This window comes from Paenibacillus sp. OK060 (assembly GCF_900101205.1).
Taxonomy (GTDB): Bacteria; Bacillota; Bacilli; order Paenibacillales; family Paenibacillaceae; genus Paenibacillus; species Paenibacillus marchantiae.
This window is the reverse complement of the sequence record NZ_FNFR01000002.1, coordinates 1,140,719-1,160,168: the sequence shown is the minus strand read 5'-3', so window position 1 is coordinate 1,160,168 and position 19,450 is coordinate 1,140,719. Positions and strand designations below refer to the sequence as shown.

Here is a 19,450-nt window from a genome sequence, read left to right as displayed (position 1 = left end):
TTCCAATTCTGCTACAATATACAGCAATAGGTTTCAAGAGGAAGGTTCGGGCTTGATGAAAGTCCCGTATAGAGAGCGAAAGGATGGAGAGACATGACAAATAATATATGGTGGAATGACCTGCAAATCCACATGGTAGAATGGCGTCGTCATCTTCATCGGAATCCTGAGGTTTCCTTTCATGAGGAGAAGACATCCTCTTTTGTAGCGGGTATGCTGGAGAGCTTTGGTGTTGAAGTGAGACGACACGTTGGTGGACACGGGGTTATAGGTACCCTTCGTGGGGACAAGCCAGGGCCTGTCGTAATGCTTCGTGCAGATATGGATGCACTTCCGATTCAGGACGAGAAGGACGTTGAATATGCATCACAACAAGCAGGAGCTATGCATGCCTGTGGTCATGATGGTCACATATCCATTTTGCTAGGCACGGCACTGTATTTCAGTCGCCATAAACATGAGATCAAGGGTGAAATTCGCTTTTTGTTCCAACCTGCAGAAGAGTTGCTACCAGGTGGTGCGCTCAAAGTAATAGCAGACGGCGGACTGGAAGGGGTAGATGTCATCTATGGAATTCATCTGTGGACCCCGCTTCCTGTAGGCGTGGCAGCGAGTACTCCGGGGCCGATGATGGCAGCGGCAGATGACTTTTATATTGAGATCAAAGGAAAAGGTGGACATGGCGGCATGCCGCAATCCACGGTGGACAGCCTCGTGGCTGGTTCAGCCCTTGTGATGCAATTGCAGACGGTTGTCAGTCGCTCGGTGGATCCCTTGCGTCCCGCAGTATTGACAATTGGTACAATGCAGGCGGGCTCAGCGCAGAATATCATCGCCGAGTTATGTAAAATGACGGGTACAGTGAGAACCTTTGATGAAGAGACGCGCAGTATCATGAAGGAACGTGTGCATACGATCGTGGCTCAGACCGGAGAGATCTACGGTGCCGAGACGAAGTTGAACTATATTATGGGATATCCTCCTGTCGTGAATGATGAGCAGGAAACGGCACGTTTCTTCAAGGAAGCGGTAGATGTATTTGGTGCAGAACATGTACAGAAGTCACCGATGTTGATGCCAGCTGAAGATTTCGCTTATTACTTACAGCAGATTCCTGGCTGCTTTATGTTTGTTGGAGCAGGTAACCCGGAGAAGAATGCCATCTATCCGCATCATCATCCCAAGTTCGACTTTGATGAGGATGCCATGCAAAATGCTGTGAAACTATTTATAGCAATGGCTAAAGGATATACAGCCGAATGATTTGAGTATAGTTGGGCATCCTATTCATACCAAGGTATGAGCAGGGTGCTTTTTTTGTTAGGTCTTTATAAAGCTTAAATTAAGGTCGAACTGTTGTATTATACAGGTTCAATTTCGGAAGAAACCGGAACTGGACTTTTTGTGATGCCTGTTATTCGGAAAAATATATAACTCATTTTCTAATTAGGGAGGAAGCGGAATGGAGAAAACGGACGCCTGCATTGTCCAGCGTGATTTTACAGTATTGCTTGAAGTGGGTCATCCTGGATTTGATCAGGCCAGAGCTCAACTAGGGATGTATGCCGAACTGGTGAAGACACCTGCGGCTTTTCATACATATCGCATCACTGCATTATCACTGTGGAATGCCGCTGCACTCGGCTGGAGTGCTGATCAAGTGATAGAAAGTCTGGAATCAGTGTCTCGTTGGAATGTTCCTGCCGCCCTGATTCAAGATATCCAAAGAATTATCCATCAATATGGGAAGTTGCAATTGAAGCCACAGGCAAATCACGGGAGAATGCGTCTCGTGAGTGAAGATGAACGATTGCTGGATGAATTAAGCAGTATGAAGACCATCTCGGCTTTTCGGATGGAACGTGTCGATCCCCATGAGCTCATACTTGGCGTTGAGCAACGCGGATTGCTGAAGCGTGAACTAACTCGTTTGGGTTATCCGGTGCTGGATTATGCGGGATATCGAGAAGGAACAAGTCTGCCGTTTGAATGGCAAGCGAATACTCAAAGTGACAGTTCAGAAGGATTCAGGTTACGCCCTTACCAGCGAGATGCAGTAGATGCATTTGAAGGAAGCGAAGGCATGGGAGGCAGTGGCCTGCTTGTTCTTCCCTGCGGTGCAGGCAAAACAGTTATTGGGATGGCCGTGTTGGAACGTCTGCAATGTGAATGTCTTATTTTGACCTCGAACACCACATCCGTTCGGCAATGGATTCAGGAATTACAGGATAAAACAACGATAACGAATGAACAGATTGGTGAGTATTCCGGTCAGAAAAAACAGGTGAAACCTGTGACCGTGGCAACTTATCAGATTCTTACACATAGAAAATCGAAAGATGCTGATTTTACTCATATCAAATTGCTAAGTGAACGCCAGTGGGGACTCATCATTTATGATGAGGTCCATCTGCTTCCAGCACCTGTATTTCGAGCAACAGCAGATATTCAGGCTACAAGAAGACTGGGATTGACAGCAACATTGGTGCGTGAGGATGGCTGTGAACAGGATGTATTTTCGCTAATTGGTCCGAAACTATATGACATGCCGTGGAAAGAATTAGAGCAGCAAGGGTGGATTGCGAATGTACAGTGCCAGGAAATACGCATTCCGTTTACTCCTGAACTACGATCAAACTATTTGGAAGCAGAGGTGAAGCATCAATTTCGCCTTGCAGCCGAAAATCCGGCCAAATTAGCTGTGATCAGACGGATATTGGACCATCATGAGGGAATGCCAGCGCTTGTCATCGGACAGTATCTGGATCAGCTCGAGAGCATTGCCCGGGAAATTGAAGCGCCGCTCATATCGGGTACGATGTCCCAGCAAGAGCGAGTGAAATGGTTTGCAGCGTTCCGGCGTGGTGAGATCAAAACGATTGTCGTATCCAAGGTTGCCAATTTTGCCGTAGACCTGCCGGATGCTGCTGTTGCACTTGAAATATCCGGCAGTTTCGGTTCAAGGCAGGAAGAAGCCCAGCGATTGGGTCGGATTCTAAGGCCGAAGTCCGGAGAAAATAAAGCTTATTTCTATGCCCTTGTATCGGAGGACAGTAAGGAACAGGAGTTTGCATTACGCCGTCAGATGTTTCTGGTCGAACAAGGATATGAGTACAAAATCGTTCATGAATTGCAATGAAAATGCTGTTTACATCTCTACTTAAAAATAAGAGAAAGGCATGATTAGCAATGCGTACACAAGGTAATCTGGATGTGAATTCATTAAAAGAGCTTTCATGGGTTGAAAGAACGGTACTTGGTGTGATTTTTTGCAAATATGCCGGACAACCCTTTTCCAACATGCTGACATCAGCAGAGTGGGCTGTGGATGGTCTTAGCAGAGCTGAAGCAGTGACGACGTTTATAGCGCTTCGGCATAAAGGCTGGATCAAAGCTGTGCGCAAGTCTTGGGGCGAACGCTTGTATTACATACCAGAATCACTACTTCCTTTGTTAACCATTGCCTACGCAGCACGAGTTGGACAGTTCGCTCAGCTGAAGACGAATGTAATACAGGATGAAATGACACAAGATAAGGCCATATCCAGTATTGAAGTCCACAAAGTGACGATTGTTCGAGAGGGAAAACCGGATATTGCCGCAGAGCTTCTTCATGTACTGGCTTGGATGGTAAGAGAAGGTCAAGCCCAAGGAGGACTCCTATTAACAAGTAAGGGAACGATCCACAAGAAAATGGTGCAGCGATTAAGTCGGATGACGGTTCTGGGCCCTGAAGATTTTGCCGAACTAGGTATTCACTATGATCATGCGGATGTGTATCCAGTCCATGTGGCCCTTATTATTGATTTGCTGCTCAGTCTGGGTTTGATTGAAAAGGCGCATAACCGAATGCATGTGTCACCTGACCGTCTTTATCACTGGTTAACGTTGTCGTGGTCTTCAATGCACCGAGAAATCTATAGCGTATGTATGGACCGATATGGTGCAGCTGAGCCTAAACTTCAGCATTTTCGTTATCAACTGATGATGTTTGCTTCACGGGAAAATGAATGGTTGAGTATTTCAGCAGGGACTTTAGACAACGTTGAGCTGAAAGAAGCAATTGAAATTAGAGAGAGTGAAGGTTCTTCAGGATTATCCTTCTTAACACATATCTGGGGTTGGCTCGATGTTCTGACAGGTTTGGGATATGGTGAGGTTGGTGAGTCAGCTGCGGGAGAGCTTTTATATCGCTGGCAGATTGATCCAAGAATTTTATTGAACTTTGCGAATGACGAGTCAGAAAAACCGGAAAAGAATACGATTTTTGTTCAGCCTGACTTTGAAATTATGGTTCCTCCAGATGTAGCCCCACAGGTCCGCTGGAATCTGGACATTGGTGCAGAGCTTGTGAGTCGTGATCGAATGTCCATATATCGGATAACAAAGGAACGAATCATCGCAGCATCAGAGATCGGTCTTACAGCGGATGTAATGATAAACTTCCTTAGACTGTATGCTGTCTCGGGAGTGCCTGAGCATGTGGAGCTAGCGATCCAGCAGTGGGGACAGGATGCAGACAGACTTTACATGGATGCTAGGCAGAACGTTGATCAGGATGAATCGGTGGATAAAGTTAAGAAAAAGGACACCTGGATATATGAATCGAGAAGTGAATTACTTGAAAAGTTGAACAGGCCAGAGGCGGAAGCCATTCTAGATGAGTCCATTGTCGGAGCAGATGAGTTCAAAGTCGGACTTGAGGTGCAGAAGGAACTCTTTTATATTCGTGGAAGAGCGGGGCTCATTCAATGTGACTCCAATCTGCACACGTATGAACACGATCATTCCATCACGGAGCAGTCAGGTCTGTTTCCCGGATACGGAGAGATCCCTGAGATGTGGCATAACGAGTGGCGAGGATATCATGTATCCACAGCTCGTCAGATTGCTGCGAAAGCCATTGAATGGCAGACAAAACTGGGTCTGAAGCTAGACAGCCATATCGTTTATGTTATCCCTGATCAGATTCAAGGTCATGAAGATTGGACACTAACGGGCTGGTCCATATCGGAGGATGGTACAGATCCCACAGAACGCCGTACTTTCTCACCTAACGAATGGAACCAGATACGCCTGATTATTCCGAACCATGCATAAACTTGATCGACTTTGTCAAAGCAGATCGCCTGTTCCCTTTATTTCTATTTGCAGGAAAAACTCTTCTTAACTTTTCGGGGATATGATATGATGAAGTAGTCTACGTTAAGTAGAACTTTATATATAGATAGGATGAATTTCATGAGCGTAGCGGAAATGAACACGGTCGATATGGCCCAAGTGTTAACGGGCGCATATGAACTGGGCGACATGATTAACCAATCAGCCGAAGTATCGGATTATTTATATTGGAAGCAGCAAGTGGAGACGAGCCCTGAAATTCAGGCGGGGATACGCAAGCTGGAAGCCAAAAAGGAACTATTCGAAGAAACCCAGCGTTTTGGGCATTTTCACCCGGACTATCACGCCGCAAAAGATCAGGTTCAGGCTCTAGAGCTTGAATTGGAACATTTCGAGGCGGTAGCCCGCTTCAAACAGGCGGAGAAAGCATTGGACGATATGTTGTTCCAGATGTCGGAGACGATTGCATTCGCCGTGTCAACGACGATCAAGGTACCGAGCAATGATCCGAATCCGAAGGGCGGCTGCGGTAGCGGAGGCAAGTGTGGTTGTAGCTAAGATTTGATAAGAACATAAATTTATGACAGACCGGACCTTTCCGAGGATCCGGTCTCCATTATAGAAAGGCGGGGAAAATGATGTTTGCGGAAAGGACAGGATTCATTATATGGGTCAGTGATTTGAAAGCGGCTCGTAATCTCGAAAAGTATGGTACCGTTCATTACATCTCCCGCCGTATGCATTATGTCGTCATGTATGTTAATGCAGAGCGGGCTGAAGATACGATGAAAAATGTGAACAGACTTTCCTATGTGCGCAAGGTTGAACGTTCCTACCGGAATGAGATTAAAACAGAGTATGCTAGCAAAACGATGGACAAAACGAGTTTTTACGGGATATAACAAAAATGGTTTGGAAATGTACAGTGAACTTATTGCCACTGTACATTTCGAAACGATTAACCAGAGGGGCCCTTCGGGGCCGCTCTTTTATTGAATTAGGCATAAACTGGATTTTGTGAAAAAATCTGAAGTTACGCCTTGAGGTTGCGGGACTTATGTTGTAATATATTGGGTAAATAAATAGATAGAAAGTCCTATCTGGTGGAGAGTGATTCCCATGCGTGATAAGGTGATGCAACGTTGGAGCACGTACGAGCCTTTTTTCGTGGCTCTTGGAGACAAAAAAGTGGCCGACATCGTCATTACCAATCATGCCAAGATGCGGTATGCAGACCGTATTGAGCCGGCACGTAATGATGATGACCATATTGCGGCATGGTTATGGGAGTGTCTGAAGCAGGACCGTATTACACCATACTACCGTAATGAGCAGGATGTTTACCTGATCGACGAAGATTTGGTCGTGGTTGCTGAATTTTCCGAACTTGAAGGGGAATATGACATTGCTGGCAATCCGCTTCATAAGATGATTGTTGTTACGTTTCTGGGGAAAATGTCCGAGACGATTGAACTGCGGGATTTAAAATCGTATTATTCTTGGCTAAGACATTCAAGACGAATGACTCTTGTCAAGAACAGTCGCAAGCATAAGTAAGTTTGGAATAATCCATATTTTCGAATTGATAGATTCAGGTTACATCGCATGCAGACAAGCTGCATGCTTTTTTTGTTGGAATTCACGAAATCGGCTACAATGGGGAAAGCGTACAGAAGAGGGGCGAAGATATGAATTTTCATCAATTGCATATTTTTTATACCGTAGCAGAGAAGGGAAGTTTTTCAGCGGCTGCGCAAGCACTACATATGACACAACCTGCGGTGACGATGCAGATTCAATCTCTTGAGGATTATTTTGGGACCAAGTTGCTGCATCGTTCCACCAAGAAAATAGAATTATCCGAGGCAGGTCGGACATTACTGCCTCACGCCAAACGCAGTGTAGAGTTGGTCAGACAGACAGATGAGGCGATGTCCGCGTTTACACAGATGCTGCAAGGCAGATTGCAGCTTGGGGCAAGTTTGACGATTGGTGAGTATGTGTTGCCACGAATGCTGGGTCCTTTTGCTCGCCAATACCCGGATATCTCGATCGTTATGAAAGTGATGAATACGACGCAAATTATGGACGATATCTTGAAACATCAGCTTAACTTTGGACTGATTGAAGCGCCAGTAAACCACCCGGATATGATTGTAGAGCCGGTCATGCAGGATGAATTGAAGCTGATTGTTCCGGCAGGGCATGCTCTGGCAGATCGTGGGGAAGTAGAGCTTGAAGATGTGCTGAACTACGCGTTTGTGTTGCGGGAAAAAGGCTCGGGTACCCGTCAGGTGATGGAAGATCAGTTGCAGAAGAGAAATATAGATCCACAGGACATGAATGTGGTGATGGAACTTGGCAGTACAGGTGCTGTGAAATCCGCCGTAGAAGCGGGTGTGGGTATCACCATGTTATCCCCGTCGTCCGTTCAGCATGAGCTGGCCCTTGGACTGGTTCATATCGTGGATATTCGTGGGCTTGAGTTCAAACGACAATTCTACGCTATACATCTGAAATCTTCATTGCTTCCCTTGTCAGCAGTAGCGTTCCTGAATTATTTGCGTCAGCATGAGCAGACAACATCAGAAGGACGAGCGGAATAAGAGGGTCATATTAATTTAAAATCCATTCTGTTACTCACTAGATATAAGAAGGAGCTGTTGTTCATGAATCACTTTAACGGACGTTGTGATCTTCATACGCATAGCCAAGCGTCGGACGGAATGCAGCCACCTGCCGAGAATGTGAAGCTCGCCAAACAAAGAGGACTGTCTGCGGTGGCGCTGACAGATCACGATACAGTAGCTGGTGTAGCCGAGGCACAGTGGGCTGGCCGTGAGTATGGAATTGACGTTGTGGCAGGGGTAGAGATCAGTACCCGCGCTGGCGGCAAGGATATTCATGTGCTGGGGTATTATGTGAATACAGAAGATGAGAAATTTCTGGAGCGACTGCGCGGGCTTCGGGAGGCGAGAGAAGAACGCAATCATCTGATCATTGCCAAGCTGCAGGAGCTTGGACTCGAAATTAGCTGGCAGGAGGTCATTGATGGCCTTGGCCGACCGCTGGAGCCGGATGAAAGCATCGGTAGACCTCATATGGCAGACGTGTTGGTACGAAAAGGATATGCTGCTGATATGAGGGATGCATTCAATCGTTATCTGGCTGAAGGCCAACCGGGCTATGTATCGGTTCCCCGAGTTGCACCGGAAGATGCATGCCAGTGGATTAAAGATGCGGGTGGTGCTGCTGTTATTGCCCATCCTGGTTTATACAGAGACGACGAATTGGTTCGTCGCATTCTGGTGGACGCCCATCCTGACGGTATTGAAGTGGTTCATTCGGATCATGGACCAGAAGAGGAGCGCAGATATGCGGAGTTGGCACGGGAATTTGGGCTCATTCAAACAGGTGGTTCGGATTACCATGGTGTAAGGCAAGGGGTAGTATTTCATGGGGATCTGGGTAGCAAAACCGTAACCATTGATGTGCTCGATAAACTCCGGGCTGCAGCCGGAAAGTCTTGATGGGGAAACTTTCTTCATATGTTTTATTAGACTGGGGTATAAGGGATCGGTTGTCATCGTGCTAAAATTGAATATGAAAAAAAGGACATAGAGATGGGGTGAGCGTTAATCGCTAGCCATGTCTCTATCTCCTTTTTGATTGCCTATAATTAAGCTAGGTGATGGAATAATTCACCCATGTGCCGCGAGCAGCTCCAAGGCGTTCAAATAACTGCTGTGCCCGCTCGTTGGTTGCTGCTGTGATCCAGGACATGTAAGCACATCCGTGTTCACGTGTATACTGCTGACAATGTTCAAACAGTTTGGCCTCGGCTTCGCCTTCTCTGCAAGCTTCCGTCACAAACAAGTCATTCATAATGGCAACGCGGTTTGCCTTCATCGTGCTGTAGGTAAAATAGAGTGTAGCGAATCCGATAAGTTCACCGTCCTGCTCTGCAACGAATTGAACACCTATCTGCTGATCAAGCAGGTTTTTGATTAAAAGCTCGATTGCCTGATCACCAGGCCAGGGGTTGTTATAAAAGCCGACGACATACTCGTGCATTAATGCACTCAGCGGTAGTACATCATTAGGGTGAGTTGGTCTGATATTTAGCGTCATGGGACACATCCTTAGAAATTTATTTATAGATTTAATAATTGAATTATTATACATTAAAATGAATTTATATTCAAAATAAAACAATACACTGAATCACCAACTTAAGTCCATGGTAATTTGAGAAACAAAAAATCCCCCGAACAGTCTTTTGTTCCGGGGGATTTTACGTTGCCTAACCGGGTTGAAAAGCAAGCCTCTTATCCATTTTTGATCGTGGATGGCAAACTTTTAACCAGCTCTTCGTTTGGCGTCACAAATAAGGTCTTCTGGTGGTCATAAATGACAAAGCCTGGTTTGGAGCCACTCGGCTTGCGTACATGTCGGATAAAGGTGTAATCCACCGGCACGCTGCTGGATTCTTTGGCTTGACTGAAGTAAGCCGCGAGTTGTGCGGCTTCCTCCAAGGTTGCTTCGCCAAAGTCGGTGCTGCGAATGACGACATGTGAACCCGGGATGTCTTTGGTGTGCAACCAAGTGTCATTGGAAGAAGCCAAACGGTTGGTGACGTACTCATTTTGCAGGTTGTTTTTGCCTACGAGAAGTTCAATTCCCTCTGAAGAAGTAAACTGATGCACTGTAGGGCGGTCGTTTTTCTTTTTCTTTTTGCCTTTTTTGTTGCGGTCGCGAAGATAACCCTGTTGCACAAGCTCATCGCGAATTTCCTCGATGTCGTTCATGGATGCGATAGACAGTTGCTGGAGCAGATTGTCGAGATAGTCGATCTCGTCTTTCGTTTTTCCAAGCTGCTCATGAATAACAGCCAGACTGTTCTTATATTTGTTATATCGTTTGAAATAACGTTGTGCGTTGTCAGACGGTGTAAGCAATGGGTCAAGCTGAATGGTAATGTTCGCTTGATCTTCATCATAGAAGTTCACAAGCTCCACACTTTTGTCCCCTTTACTAACCTGATGCAGGGAGGCAAACAGCAGCTCACCCCATAATCTGAATTTATCCGCATCGTCGGCTTCCAGCAGATCCTTGTTCAGGTTGTCCAGCTTTTTGATGTTTTTGCTGCGCTCATTTTGCAGAAAACGTAGCAGATCGCTCACTCTTTGCTTAACCGTATCCCGCTCGGCCTTGTCTCCGTAATAATCTTCCATACACTTGCTCATCGTGTCATAGGTTTTCTCTGCGTCCTGAATGCTCTGAAGCTGAACGGCTGAGAAAATCATTTTGCCTTTAGCATTTAGCCCAGTCACAGGCGTATAACTATTATCTCTTACTGGCCCCATGATGGACTCAAAAGCATTCCACAGCCCATCGGCTTCGATTCGAGCCACACCTTCACTTGCAGCTTGATCGTCACCTTGATTAGCAGGTACCCGAGAGGTAATCTCTCCTGCGATCAGCGGACTAAGACCGCTGAATGAATTCACCAGCCAGCGAGAGACCTCTTCTTCAGCAGCAGTATAGCTATTTTGGAATTCAGTGCTGCTCACTTCCAGCGGATTGCTTTTATGCTGCTCTGGTGGCTCGGTGTACGAAAATCCAGGCATAATGACCCGGTAACTACTGATGGACGGGGTTACGTGATGAATCCCATCCAGAATCGTCCCCGTGATCGGATCGACCAAAACAATATTACTGTGACGCCCCATCAGTTCAATGATGATCCGTTTGACCGAAACATCACCCAGTTCATCGCGCTGACGCACGTCGATATGAATAATCCGCTCCATACCAATCTGACGAATTTCCTCAATGATCGCACCCTCGCAGTGCTTACGCAGCAGCATGCAGAACATGGGAGCTTCAGTAGGGTTAACAAACGTTTTTTCGGTAAAATGCACACGCGGATATGTCGGGCTTGCCGAAATAAGCAATTTGCTATTTCCACGCTGAGCACGGAGGGTCAGTACAACATCATGGCCGTTAGGTTGATGTATTTTGCTGATGCGTCCGCCCTTGCAGCCTTGCAGTTCATGTACGATAGCTCGTGTTACGATGCCGTCCAATGCCATTTTTTTCAACGTCCTCTCTATCTATAACTGAAATGAACACCGGGATATGTAAAAAAGAACCCGTTGCAGATTCGTATTCGTTTGTATAGCAATAAATCGGATTGCCACTGTGTATATAACCACAGACCTTTATTTTAGCTTATTCTGCCCATCAGGGAAAGGATTCGCCATCGGGTGCTAATTAGGGTCCTGTCCGAATACATATAGAGCAGGTAGTTTGTCCGGCATCGCGTACAACCTGTTGATTAGCATAGCCGGTGTAGTATGTGTGACGTTTTACAGAGGAAATACAGACTGGGAGGGAATTTTGAAGCATGGAACATACCAAGTGGCACCAACTTAGCGTTGAAGAGCTTCGTAACACTCTTGGCGTCAGTCTTGAGGAAGGATTAACCGAAGAGACTGCAACCGAAAAGAGGAAGGCCGCCGGTTCAAATGAGCTGAGCGAAGGAAAGCGCATATCTCCAATTACATTATTGCTTAATCAATTTAAGGATTTCATGGTTCTGGTGTTGATGGGTGCCACACTGGTGTCCGGATTGCTTGGAGAATACTTGGATGCTGTAACGATTGTTGCCATCATTGTGCTTAATGCCATTCTTGGTTTTGTACAGGAATTCCGGGCGGAGCGTTCCCTTCGTGCATTGAAACAATTGTCGGCCCCACTGGCCAAAGTGCTAAGGTCAGGTCAGGAATTACATCTTGAGGCCAAACTTTTGGTGCCAGGGGATATCGTGCTTGTGGAGAGCGGTGATCGCATACCTGCCGATGTACGCTGGCTGTCCACGAACAGCCTCGATGTGGAGGAATCTGCACTTACGGGGGAATCGGTTCCTGTAAGCAAACATTGCCATCCCATAGCTGCGGAGGATGTGCCGCTAGGAGATCAGAAGAACATTGGATTCATGGGAACGATGGTCACTCGTGGTACCGCCAAGGGCGTTGTGGTCCGGACGGGCATGGATACCGAGATGGGCAAAATCGCCGACTTGATCCAGAATACGGAGGAACAGGAAACACCGCTGCAACACAGGTTGGAACAGTTGGGTAAAATTTTGATTTTTGTGGCGCTCGGATTAACCGTCATGGTTGTTGTTGCAGGTATTTTGCATGGACAACCGGCAGTAGGCATGTTTCTGGCAGGCGTCAGCCTCGCAGTGGCCGCCATACCAGAAGGCTTGCCAGCGATTGTAACGATTGCGTTAGCCCTTGGCGTACAGCGTATGATCAAGCGAAAAGCGATTGTGCGCAAGCTTCCCTCCGTCGAAACCCTTGGTTGTGCCTCGGTCATCTGTTCGGATAAAACGGGTACGTTGACCCAGAACAAGATGACGGTTACGGACGTGTGGCTGGAGGGACGCAGCATCAAGGTCACCGGGGATGGTTATGCACCAGAAGGACAGATGCTGGAGAATGGTCGTACCTTGGAACTGAAGAGTGACCAGACATTGCGGAGAATGCTTCAGATCAGCGCACTATGTAATAATGCCAGTATTATCGAGAGTGTTGGAGATGAGATGCGGAGTAAAAAGAAAGGTAAAGAGACAAATAAGGATAGTAAGAAAGAAGCGAAGAAAGGTACAAAGAAAGATCATGTTAATGAAACGGTCAAGGAAAACAGCGTGGTATGGGAGCTGAAAGGCGACCCTACGGAAGGGGCGCTTGTAACACTGGCCTCCAAAATGGGACTTACCCCCGCTGGCCTCAAAGAGTTATATGCACGTGAGCAGGAGTTCCCGTTTGACTCTGACCGGAAGCGGATGTCTGTCTTGGTTCACCATCAGGGTGGGCGGATGGTCTACACCAAGGGTGCACCAGATGTGCTGATTGGGCAATGCAGCTACATTTTGTGGGAAGGCAATGTGGTACCTTTCACAGGAACGCTGCGGCAGAAAGTCATGGCGGCGAACGAGAATATGGCGGGTTCTGCACTGCGGGTTCTCGGGATGGCTTACCGCGATGTACGGCCGAATGAAAAAGTAGAGAATGAACATGCTGCCGAGAGCCAGCTCGTCTTTGTCGGGCTTGCAGGCATGATTGATCCACCGCGGCGTGAGGCACGGGATGCAATTGCGACTTGTCGCAGAGCAGGCATACGTACCGTTATGATTACGGGCGATCATGGTACGACGGCAGAGGCTATCGCCCAACAGTTAGGTATTCTTCCACGGGGTGGGGCTTCACTTAGCGGCCAGCAATTGGCGGGTATGACGGACGAGCAGCTGGATAAACAGGTAGAGGGCATTTACGTATTCTCACGAGTATCGCCTGAGCACAAACTACGGATTGTAAAATCATTGCAGCGCAAAGGACATGTCGTAGCGATGACTGGAGATGGCGTGAACGACGCACCAGCCATTAAAGCAGCAGACATCGGTATTGCGATGGGAATAACAGGCACGGATGTGACGAAGGAAGCATCGGCGTTAATTCTGAGTGACGATAATTTCTCTACTATAGTAGCTGCAATTGAAGAAGGGCGTAATATTTATGAGAACATCCGCAAGTTTATCCGGTATTTGCTAGCATCCAATGTTGGCGAGATTTTAACGATGTTTTTCGCGATGATGATGGGACTGCCTTTGCCACTCGTGCCGATCCAGATTCTGTGGGTCAACCTGGTGACGGATGGATTGCCAGCGATGGCACTTGGTGTGGATCAGCCGGAAAAAGATCTGATGGAACACAAGCCGCGTGGCGCCAAGGAAAATATTTTTGCCAGACGATTGGGTTGGAAAATTGTCAGTCGGGGTGTATTGATCGGGCTTTGTACACTCGGGGCGTTCTGGCTTACCCTACAGGCCGCGCCAGATGAACCGGGTCAGCTCATTAAAGCTCAATCTGTTGCCTTTGCTACTCTCGTTTTGGCACAGCTCATTCATGTATTTGACTGCCGTAGTTCACGCTCCATTTTCCACCGCAATCCATTGCAGAACAAGTACCTGGTATTTGCAGTTATTTCATCCATCGTGCTGATGCTGGCGGTCATGTATGTAGAGCCGTTGCAGCCTATCTTCAAAACAGTACCACTGGGTATGCGTGAATGGGCCATTTCCATCGTTGCCGCAGGTATTCCAACCTTCCTGATGGGAGTGGGCAGCGTGTGGGGAGGTCGTCGCAACCGTCGCCGCATGGGCCCAGGCCGCTTCGTACCGAAAAGTACAAAGTTTTCGGCATAAAATCAATAGCAATTGCTTATCGTTTTCGTTATGCTATCCTCAAAATGATTCGAGGCGAGATTCCTCGGCATTTTGCAGGATAGCTTTTTTTATTGGGAATGTTGGATATGAATATCCAGGGTATCCTGTAGAGAAGCAAGAATAACGCTTTGGCAGCAGACTGCCAAAAGGAGTGGGCAAGGTTATGGAATTTACAAAAATGCACGGACTCGGCAACGATTTTATTGTTGTGTTTGGAGAACAACAGCTTCCGGCTGATGCAGCAGAATTGGCTGTAAAATGGTGCAACCGTTTCTTCGGTATCGGTGCGGATGGCCTGGTTTATATACTGCCTTCAGAGAAGGCGGATTTTCAGATGCGCATCATGAACTCGGACGGCTCGGAAGCAGAGCAATGTGGCAATGCCATACGCTGTGTATCCAAATATGTATATGATCATGGTCATGTGACCCAAGAACAGATTACGATTGAAACCATTGGCGCGGGTGTACAACCAGTAAGCTTGAACATTCGTGATGGTAAAGTGCAAACCGTTCGTGTGGATATGGGAGAGCCTATCCTGAATGGACTTCAGGTTCCAACGACCGTGGATGCCAATCCGGTGGTGGATCATTCCATCGAAGTAAATGGACAGGATTTCAAATTTACGGCCGTCTCCATGGGTAATCCTCATGCAGTCATCTATGTGGATGATGCTGTGAATTTCGATCTATCGACATGGGGGCCACTACTTGAGGTTCATCCCATGTTCCCGAAAAAAATCAATGTAGAGTTCGCAACGGTTCGCGATCGCGGCTATGTGGACATGCGTGTGTGGGAACGCGGTGCTGGACCAACACTTGCCTGTGGAACCGGAGCTTGCGCAACACTGGTATCATCCGTTCTGAACGGACATACGGATCGCACAGCGGTGATCAGCCTCAAGGGTGGCGATCTTCATATTGAGTGGAACGAAGCCGACAACCACGTGTACATGACTGGACCTGCTGAAGTTGTTTTCAAGGGAGTCACTTCGTAAAGAATACGTTTAAATGAGGAGGCCTTAGGGCCTCTTTTTTTGCAGTTATATGAATTCCTACTAGTCCAGAGGGTTATAGAAACTGAATTTCACGAAAAACCTGTGTTTTTCTTCGTTTTCAGATGTTTTTTGTGTTACATTAGTATGAAATGATCAGTCAGGCGGGGGGAAAAGGGATGAAGGCGGATTTACGCAGTGTAATGCAGGAACGGGTCCTCATAGGGGATGGGGCGATGGGAACTTTCCTGTATCAGATGGGATTCCCGGTAGGGATTTCTTATGAAGAGTTGAACTTGATATCACCTGAAGTGGTGGCAGATGTGCATCGTCGTTACCGCGATGCAGGTACGGAAATTCATGAAACCAATACGTACTCTGCCAATTACGATAAGTTGTCTAAGTTTGGTCTGGAGTCCAAGGTCGAGGATGTCAACCGTGCCGGTGTACGTATCGCCAAAGAAGTAGCTGGCGCAAACGGTTATGTTCTGGGCGCGGTTGGCTCCATTCGTGGAGGAAAGCGGACCAACGTATCAACAAGTGAATTGAAGCGTTTCTATCAGCAACAGATTTTTGCACTGCTCGAAGAAGGAGTGGACGGCATTCTGCTCGAAACCTTCTATGATATCGAGGAAATGGATATCGCCCTCCTGCAGGCTCGCAAGCTGAGTGATCTGCCCGTGATTGGACAGTTCGCTGTTGAGGATGTAGGGCACACACTGGATGGATATACGATGCCAGAAGCTTTCCGAATCATGCGTGAGCAAGGGGCTGACGTCATTGGTTTCAACTGCCGTTCCGGTCCAAACGGAATTATGCGGGCGATGGAGACGGTGTCAGGCCGTATCGGTGTCCCGATGTCTGTTTACCCGAATGCGGGTGCAGCGGATTACGTCGATGGTCAGTTCCGTTATGGAGCGTCCCCGGAATACTTCGGACAGACGGCAGTGCAATTCGCTGATCTGGGCGCACGTATCATCGGAGGCTGCTGTGGTACAACACCTGATCATATCGCCGCAATCGCCCAGGCTCTTGTTGAATACACACCTGTTCCAATACTGGAACCTGATCCATCCGAGTCGAAACCGCGTATTATCCTGCATGAGAATGTAGATGAACGGTCTGGACGGGGTGGGCAGCCTACGATTGTGGATCTAGTCAAACAACGTCATACGGTCATCGTCGAACTTGACCCACCGCGTGATCTCGACATTGCGAAGTTTATGAAAGGTGCCGAGACATTGAAAGCAGCAGGTGCAGATGCGTTAACATTGGCTGATAATTCCCTAGCGGTTACCCGGATGAGTAATATGGCTCTCGGCCATCTTGTTCAGGACCGTACAGGATTGCGCCCACTGGTGCATATTGCATGTCGTGACCGGAATCTGATCGGGACACAATCGCACATGATGGGATTTGATGCTCTAGGCATTAATCATGTACTCGCTGTAACAGGTGACCCTGCACGATTTGGAGACTTGCCCGGATCAAGCTCGGTATACGATCTGACTTCTTTTGAAATTATACGTATGATCAAGCAGTTGAACGATGGAGTATCCTTCTCCGGTAAACCGCTCAAGCAGAAGGCAGGCTTTGTTATCGGTGCCGCATTCAACCCGAATGTGAAACATCTGGATAAGGCTGTACAGCGGCTTGAGAAAAAGATTGCTTCCGGAGCCGATTATATTATGACGCAGCCGATATACGATCCTGAACTAATCGTAGCCATGCATGAAGCGACCAAGCATCTGGATGTGCCGATCTTTGTAGGGCTAATGCCGTTAGCCAGCGGCCGAAATGCGGAATATCTGCATAATGAGGTTCCGGGTATTCAGCTGTCGGATGAAGTGCGTTCCCGGATGGCTGGTCTCGAAGGTGAAGAAGGTCGAGCAATGGGTGTGAAGATCGCCAAGGAGCTTCTGGATGTAGCAACAAAACATTTCAAAGGAATCTATTTAATGACTCCATTTATGTTCTATAGTATGACGGCCGAACTGACCCAATATGTGTGGGAGAAGTCGGAGCATCAATGTCCTACTTGTTTCAACCCTAATAATCAATTACAATAGTGTAACGGATGTGATGCCGATGTCATTCAGTATGACCGGATACGGTCAATCCGCCTTTCATTTTGGAGGCTATAAGGTACAATTGGAAATCAAGTCTGTCAACCATCGTTATTGCGAAGTGATGATGCGTCTCCCGAGAGAGTGGACGTGTTATGAAGACGGATTGAGGAAAAAGGTACAGAGCCGCTTAAAACGTGGGCGGATTGATGTTTATGTAATGAAAGAAAAAGATGAAGACCAGGCTCTTCCCGCTGTTCTGAATGAGCAGGCGGTCAGGGCCTATCTTCAGGCCGCAGAGCAATTGGAAAGCCGCTATGGTATGCAGGGCAAACCGAGTATTATGGATATGCTGGCACTTCCAGATGTCATGGTTCATTCGGATGGGACGAGTTCGCTTCCGGAAGAGCAGAAGGACGAATGGGAGCGTGTCCTGCAGCAGGGGTTGGAAGAGGCTTTATCCGGTCTGGAGCAGATGCGCGCCCGCGAGGGTCTTCATCTGGCCAGTGATCTGGAACGACGTGTCAGTCGTCTGGAATCACTGCATACCGAGATGCTTGCTCTTGCGCCGACTGTGGTGAGTGATCATCGCAACAAGTTAAGACAAAGGCTTACGGAAATGCAGGAAGAAGGCTCTTTCCCTTTTGACGAGCATAAATTAGGTATGGAAATTGCTATGTTTGCCGATCGTTCTAACATAGAGGAAGAGCTTACGCGTCTACAGAGTCACTTTGGACAGAGCAGGGAACTGCTGAAAAGTGATGAGCCAGTAGGCCGCAAGTTGGACTTTCTTATTCAGGAGATGAATAGGGAAGTCAATACGATTGGATCAAAAGCCAACCATTTGGCTCTGGTGAACCGTGTTGTCGAGATGAAGGCGGAACTGGAGAAAATTCGTGAGCAAGCGGCGAATATCGAATGAACGGTCATATTTCGGCAAAAGAGTCGCATGTATAGGGGGAAGAACCTGATTATGGCAATCAAACTCATTAACATTGGATTCGGTAACATCGTATCGGCGAACCGGATTATATCCATCGTGAGTCCGGAATCGGCGCCGATCAAGAGAATTATACAAGAGGCAAGAGACCGTCATATGCTGATAGACGCAACATACGGAAGACGTACTCGTGCCGTTATTATTACGGATAGCGATCATGTCATTCTGTCTGCGGTTCAGCCAGAAACGGTCGCCCATCGTCTTTCTTCGAAAGATGATGACAACGACGAATAAAATGGAGTGTAATATGTCTAAGGGATTACTGGTAGTGTTGTCCGGCCCATCAGGGGTCGGGAAGGGTACAGTATGCAGCGCTTTGCGCAAACGGGTGCCGGAATTGATTTATTCTGTATCGGCAACGACTCGTCAGCCACGTCTGGGTGAGGAACATGGCGTCAATTATTTCTTCAGAAGCCATGAAGAATTCCTGAACATGATTGCTGAAGATCAATTGTTGGAACACGCAGAATATGTAGGGAACTACTACGGAACACCGCGTGATTTTGTGGAGAAAACGATTAACGAAGGCCGGGACATCATTCTTGAGATTGAAGTTCAAGGCGCGTTGAAAGTGAAAGAAAAGTTCCCGGAAGGGATCTTTGTATTTCTGTTGCCTCCTTCATTGGACGAGCTTAAAGATCGCATTCAGGGCCGTGGTACGGAAAGTCAGGCGACGATTGATCACCGGATGTCCGTCGCGGTAGATGAGATCAGTCTGCTGGAGCAGTACGATTACGCTGTCGTTAATGATGAAATTGATTTGGCGTGTAAACGAATAGAAAGCATCATTATCGCCGAACATTGTAAGATCAATAAATAATCCATTTGCCGCCGCAAAATGCGATAATCAGTGGAGCTGCTGTCATAGGATATATGAGAGTAGCTCCAGTCTGGTTAACGTATCCAGCGGTGCACCATGATTCCGTCAGGCGGCGAATTGTGATTATACTAATGCAAAGAGGTGTTTTGTAAAT

The 19,450-nt window shown here is 47.4% G+C and carries 16 protein-coding genes; 14 read left to right on the top strand and 2 right to left on the bottom strand.

What is annotated here, in order from left to right; genetic code table 11:
* Positions 1–93: 93 nt before the first annotated feature.
* The 8 genes from BLS14_RS11530 to BLS14_RS11495 all read left to right on the top strand — a co-directional run bounded on the left by BLS14_RS11530 (position 94) and on the right by BLS14_RS11495 (position 8,651).
* On the top strand, positions 94–1,263 hold the full coding sequence (locus BLS14_RS11530) for a M20 family metallopeptidase (protein ID WP_063565587.1): 1,170 nt from the start codon (positions 94–96) through the stop codon (positions 1,261–1,263).
* 199 nt (positions 1,264–1,462) lie between these two features.
* Positions 1,463–3,139, top strand: a complete 1,677-nt coding sequence (locus BLS14_RS11525; protein ID WP_090951626.1) for a DNA repair helicase XPB — start codon at positions 1,463–1,465, stop codon at positions 3,137–3,139.
* Between the two features lie 50 nt (positions 3,140–3,189).
* A complete protein-coding gene (locus BLS14_RS11520; protein ID WP_063565589.1) occupies positions 3,190–5,100 on the top strand; it encodes a helicase-associated domain-containing protein in 1,911 nt (636 codons plus the stop codon).
* Between the two features lie 141 nt (positions 5,101–5,241).
* Positions 5,242–5,679, top strand: a complete 438-nt coding sequence (locus tag BLS14_RS11515) for a YlbF/YmcA family competence regulator (protein WP_063565590.1) — start codon at positions 5,242–5,244, stop codon at positions 5,677–5,679.
* 80 nt (positions 5,680–5,759) lie between these two features.
* Entirely contained in the window at positions 5,760–6,023 is a 264-nt protein-coding gene (locus BLS14_RS11510; protein ID WP_063565591.1) for a YlbG family protein, read from the top strand.
* Between the two features lie 217 nt (positions 6,024–6,240).
* Entirely contained in the window at positions 6,241–6,678 is a 438-nt protein-coding gene (locus BLS14_RS11505; protein WP_063565592.1) for a hypothetical protein, read from the top strand.
* 131 nt (positions 6,679–6,809) lie between these two features.
* Positions 6,810–7,727 (top strand): selenium metabolism-associated LysR family transcriptional regulator, encoded by a 918-nt coding sequence (locus BLS14_RS11500; protein WP_063565593.1) that lies wholly within the window; start codon positions 6,810–6,812, stop codon positions 7,725–7,727.
* Between the two features lie 63 nt (positions 7,728–7,790).
* Positions 7,791–8,651, top strand: a complete 861-nt coding sequence (locus BLS14_RS11495; protein WP_090810762.1) for a PHP domain-containing protein — start codon at positions 7,791–7,793, stop codon at positions 8,649–8,651.
* Positions 8,652–8,805: 154 nt separating this feature from the next.
* On the opposite strand, the gene BLS14_RS11490 is transcribed toward BLS14_RS11495, so the two are convergent.
* Together BLS14_RS11490 and BLS14_RS11485 are read right to left on the bottom strand one after the other, a co-directional pair.
* Positions 8,806–9,252 carry a GNAT family N-acetyltransferase gene (locus tag BLS14_RS11490; RefSeq protein ID WP_063565595.1) on the bottom strand — a complete coding sequence of 149 codons (447 nt, stop codon included), beginning with the start codon at positions 9,250–9,252 and terminating at the stop codon, positions 8,806–8,808.
* Positions 9,253–9,449: 197 nt separating this feature from the next.
* Positions 9,450–11,216: an Rqc2 family fibronectin-binding protein gene (locus tag BLS14_RS11485; protein WP_090951623.1), complete on the bottom strand. Its 1,767-nt coding sequence runs from the start codon at positions 11,214–11,216 to the stop codon at positions 9,450–9,452.
* Positions 11,217–11,530: 314 nt separating this feature from the next.
* Between BLS14_RS11485 and BLS14_RS11480 the strand changes: the two genes are divergently transcribed.
* From BLS14_RS11480 to gmk, 6 genes are all read left to right on the top strand, one after another.
* Positions 11,531–14,395, top strand: a complete 2,865-nt coding sequence (locus tag BLS14_RS11480; protein ID WP_090951620.1) for a cation-translocating P-type ATPase — start codon at positions 11,531–11,533, stop codon at positions 14,393–14,395.
* A 184-nt stretch (positions 14,396–14,579) separates the two neighbouring features.
* Positions 14,580–15,413 (top strand): diaminopimelate epimerase, encoded by an 834-nt coding sequence (dapF, locus tag BLS14_RS11475; RefSeq protein WP_072735353.1) that lies wholly within the window; start codon positions 14,580–14,582, stop codon positions 15,411–15,413.
* A gap of 176 nt (positions 15,414–15,589) precedes the next feature.
* The gene (locus BLS14_RS11470; protein ID WP_090951617.1) at positions 15,590–17,479 is read left to right on the top strand and encodes a bifunctional homocysteine S-methyltransferase/methylenetetrahydrofolate reductase; all 1,890 of its coding nucleotides are present in this window, start codon (positions 15,590–15,592) and stop codon (positions 17,477–17,479) included.
* A 19-nt stretch (positions 17,480–17,498) separates the two neighbouring features.
* Complete coding sequence (locus BLS14_RS11465) at positions 17,499–18,398, top strand: YicC/YloC family endoribonuclease (protein ID WP_064636609.1); 900 nt, start codon at positions 17,499–17,501, stop codon at positions 18,396–18,398.
* Positions 18,399–18,449: 51 nt separating this feature from the next.
* Positions 18,450–18,710: an extracellular matrix/biofilm regulator RemA gene (gene remA, locus BLS14_RS11460; RefSeq protein ID WP_006209218.1), complete on the top strand. Its 261-nt coding sequence runs from the start codon at positions 18,450–18,452 to the stop codon at positions 18,708–18,710.
* A 13-nt stretch (positions 18,711–18,723) separates the two neighbouring features.
* Positions 18,724–19,296, top strand: a complete 573-nt coding sequence (gmk, locus tag BLS14_RS11455) for a guanylate kinase (RefSeq protein WP_024631121.1) — start codon at positions 18,724–18,726, stop codon at positions 19,294–19,296.
* Positions 19,297–19,450: the final 154 nt, after the last annotated feature.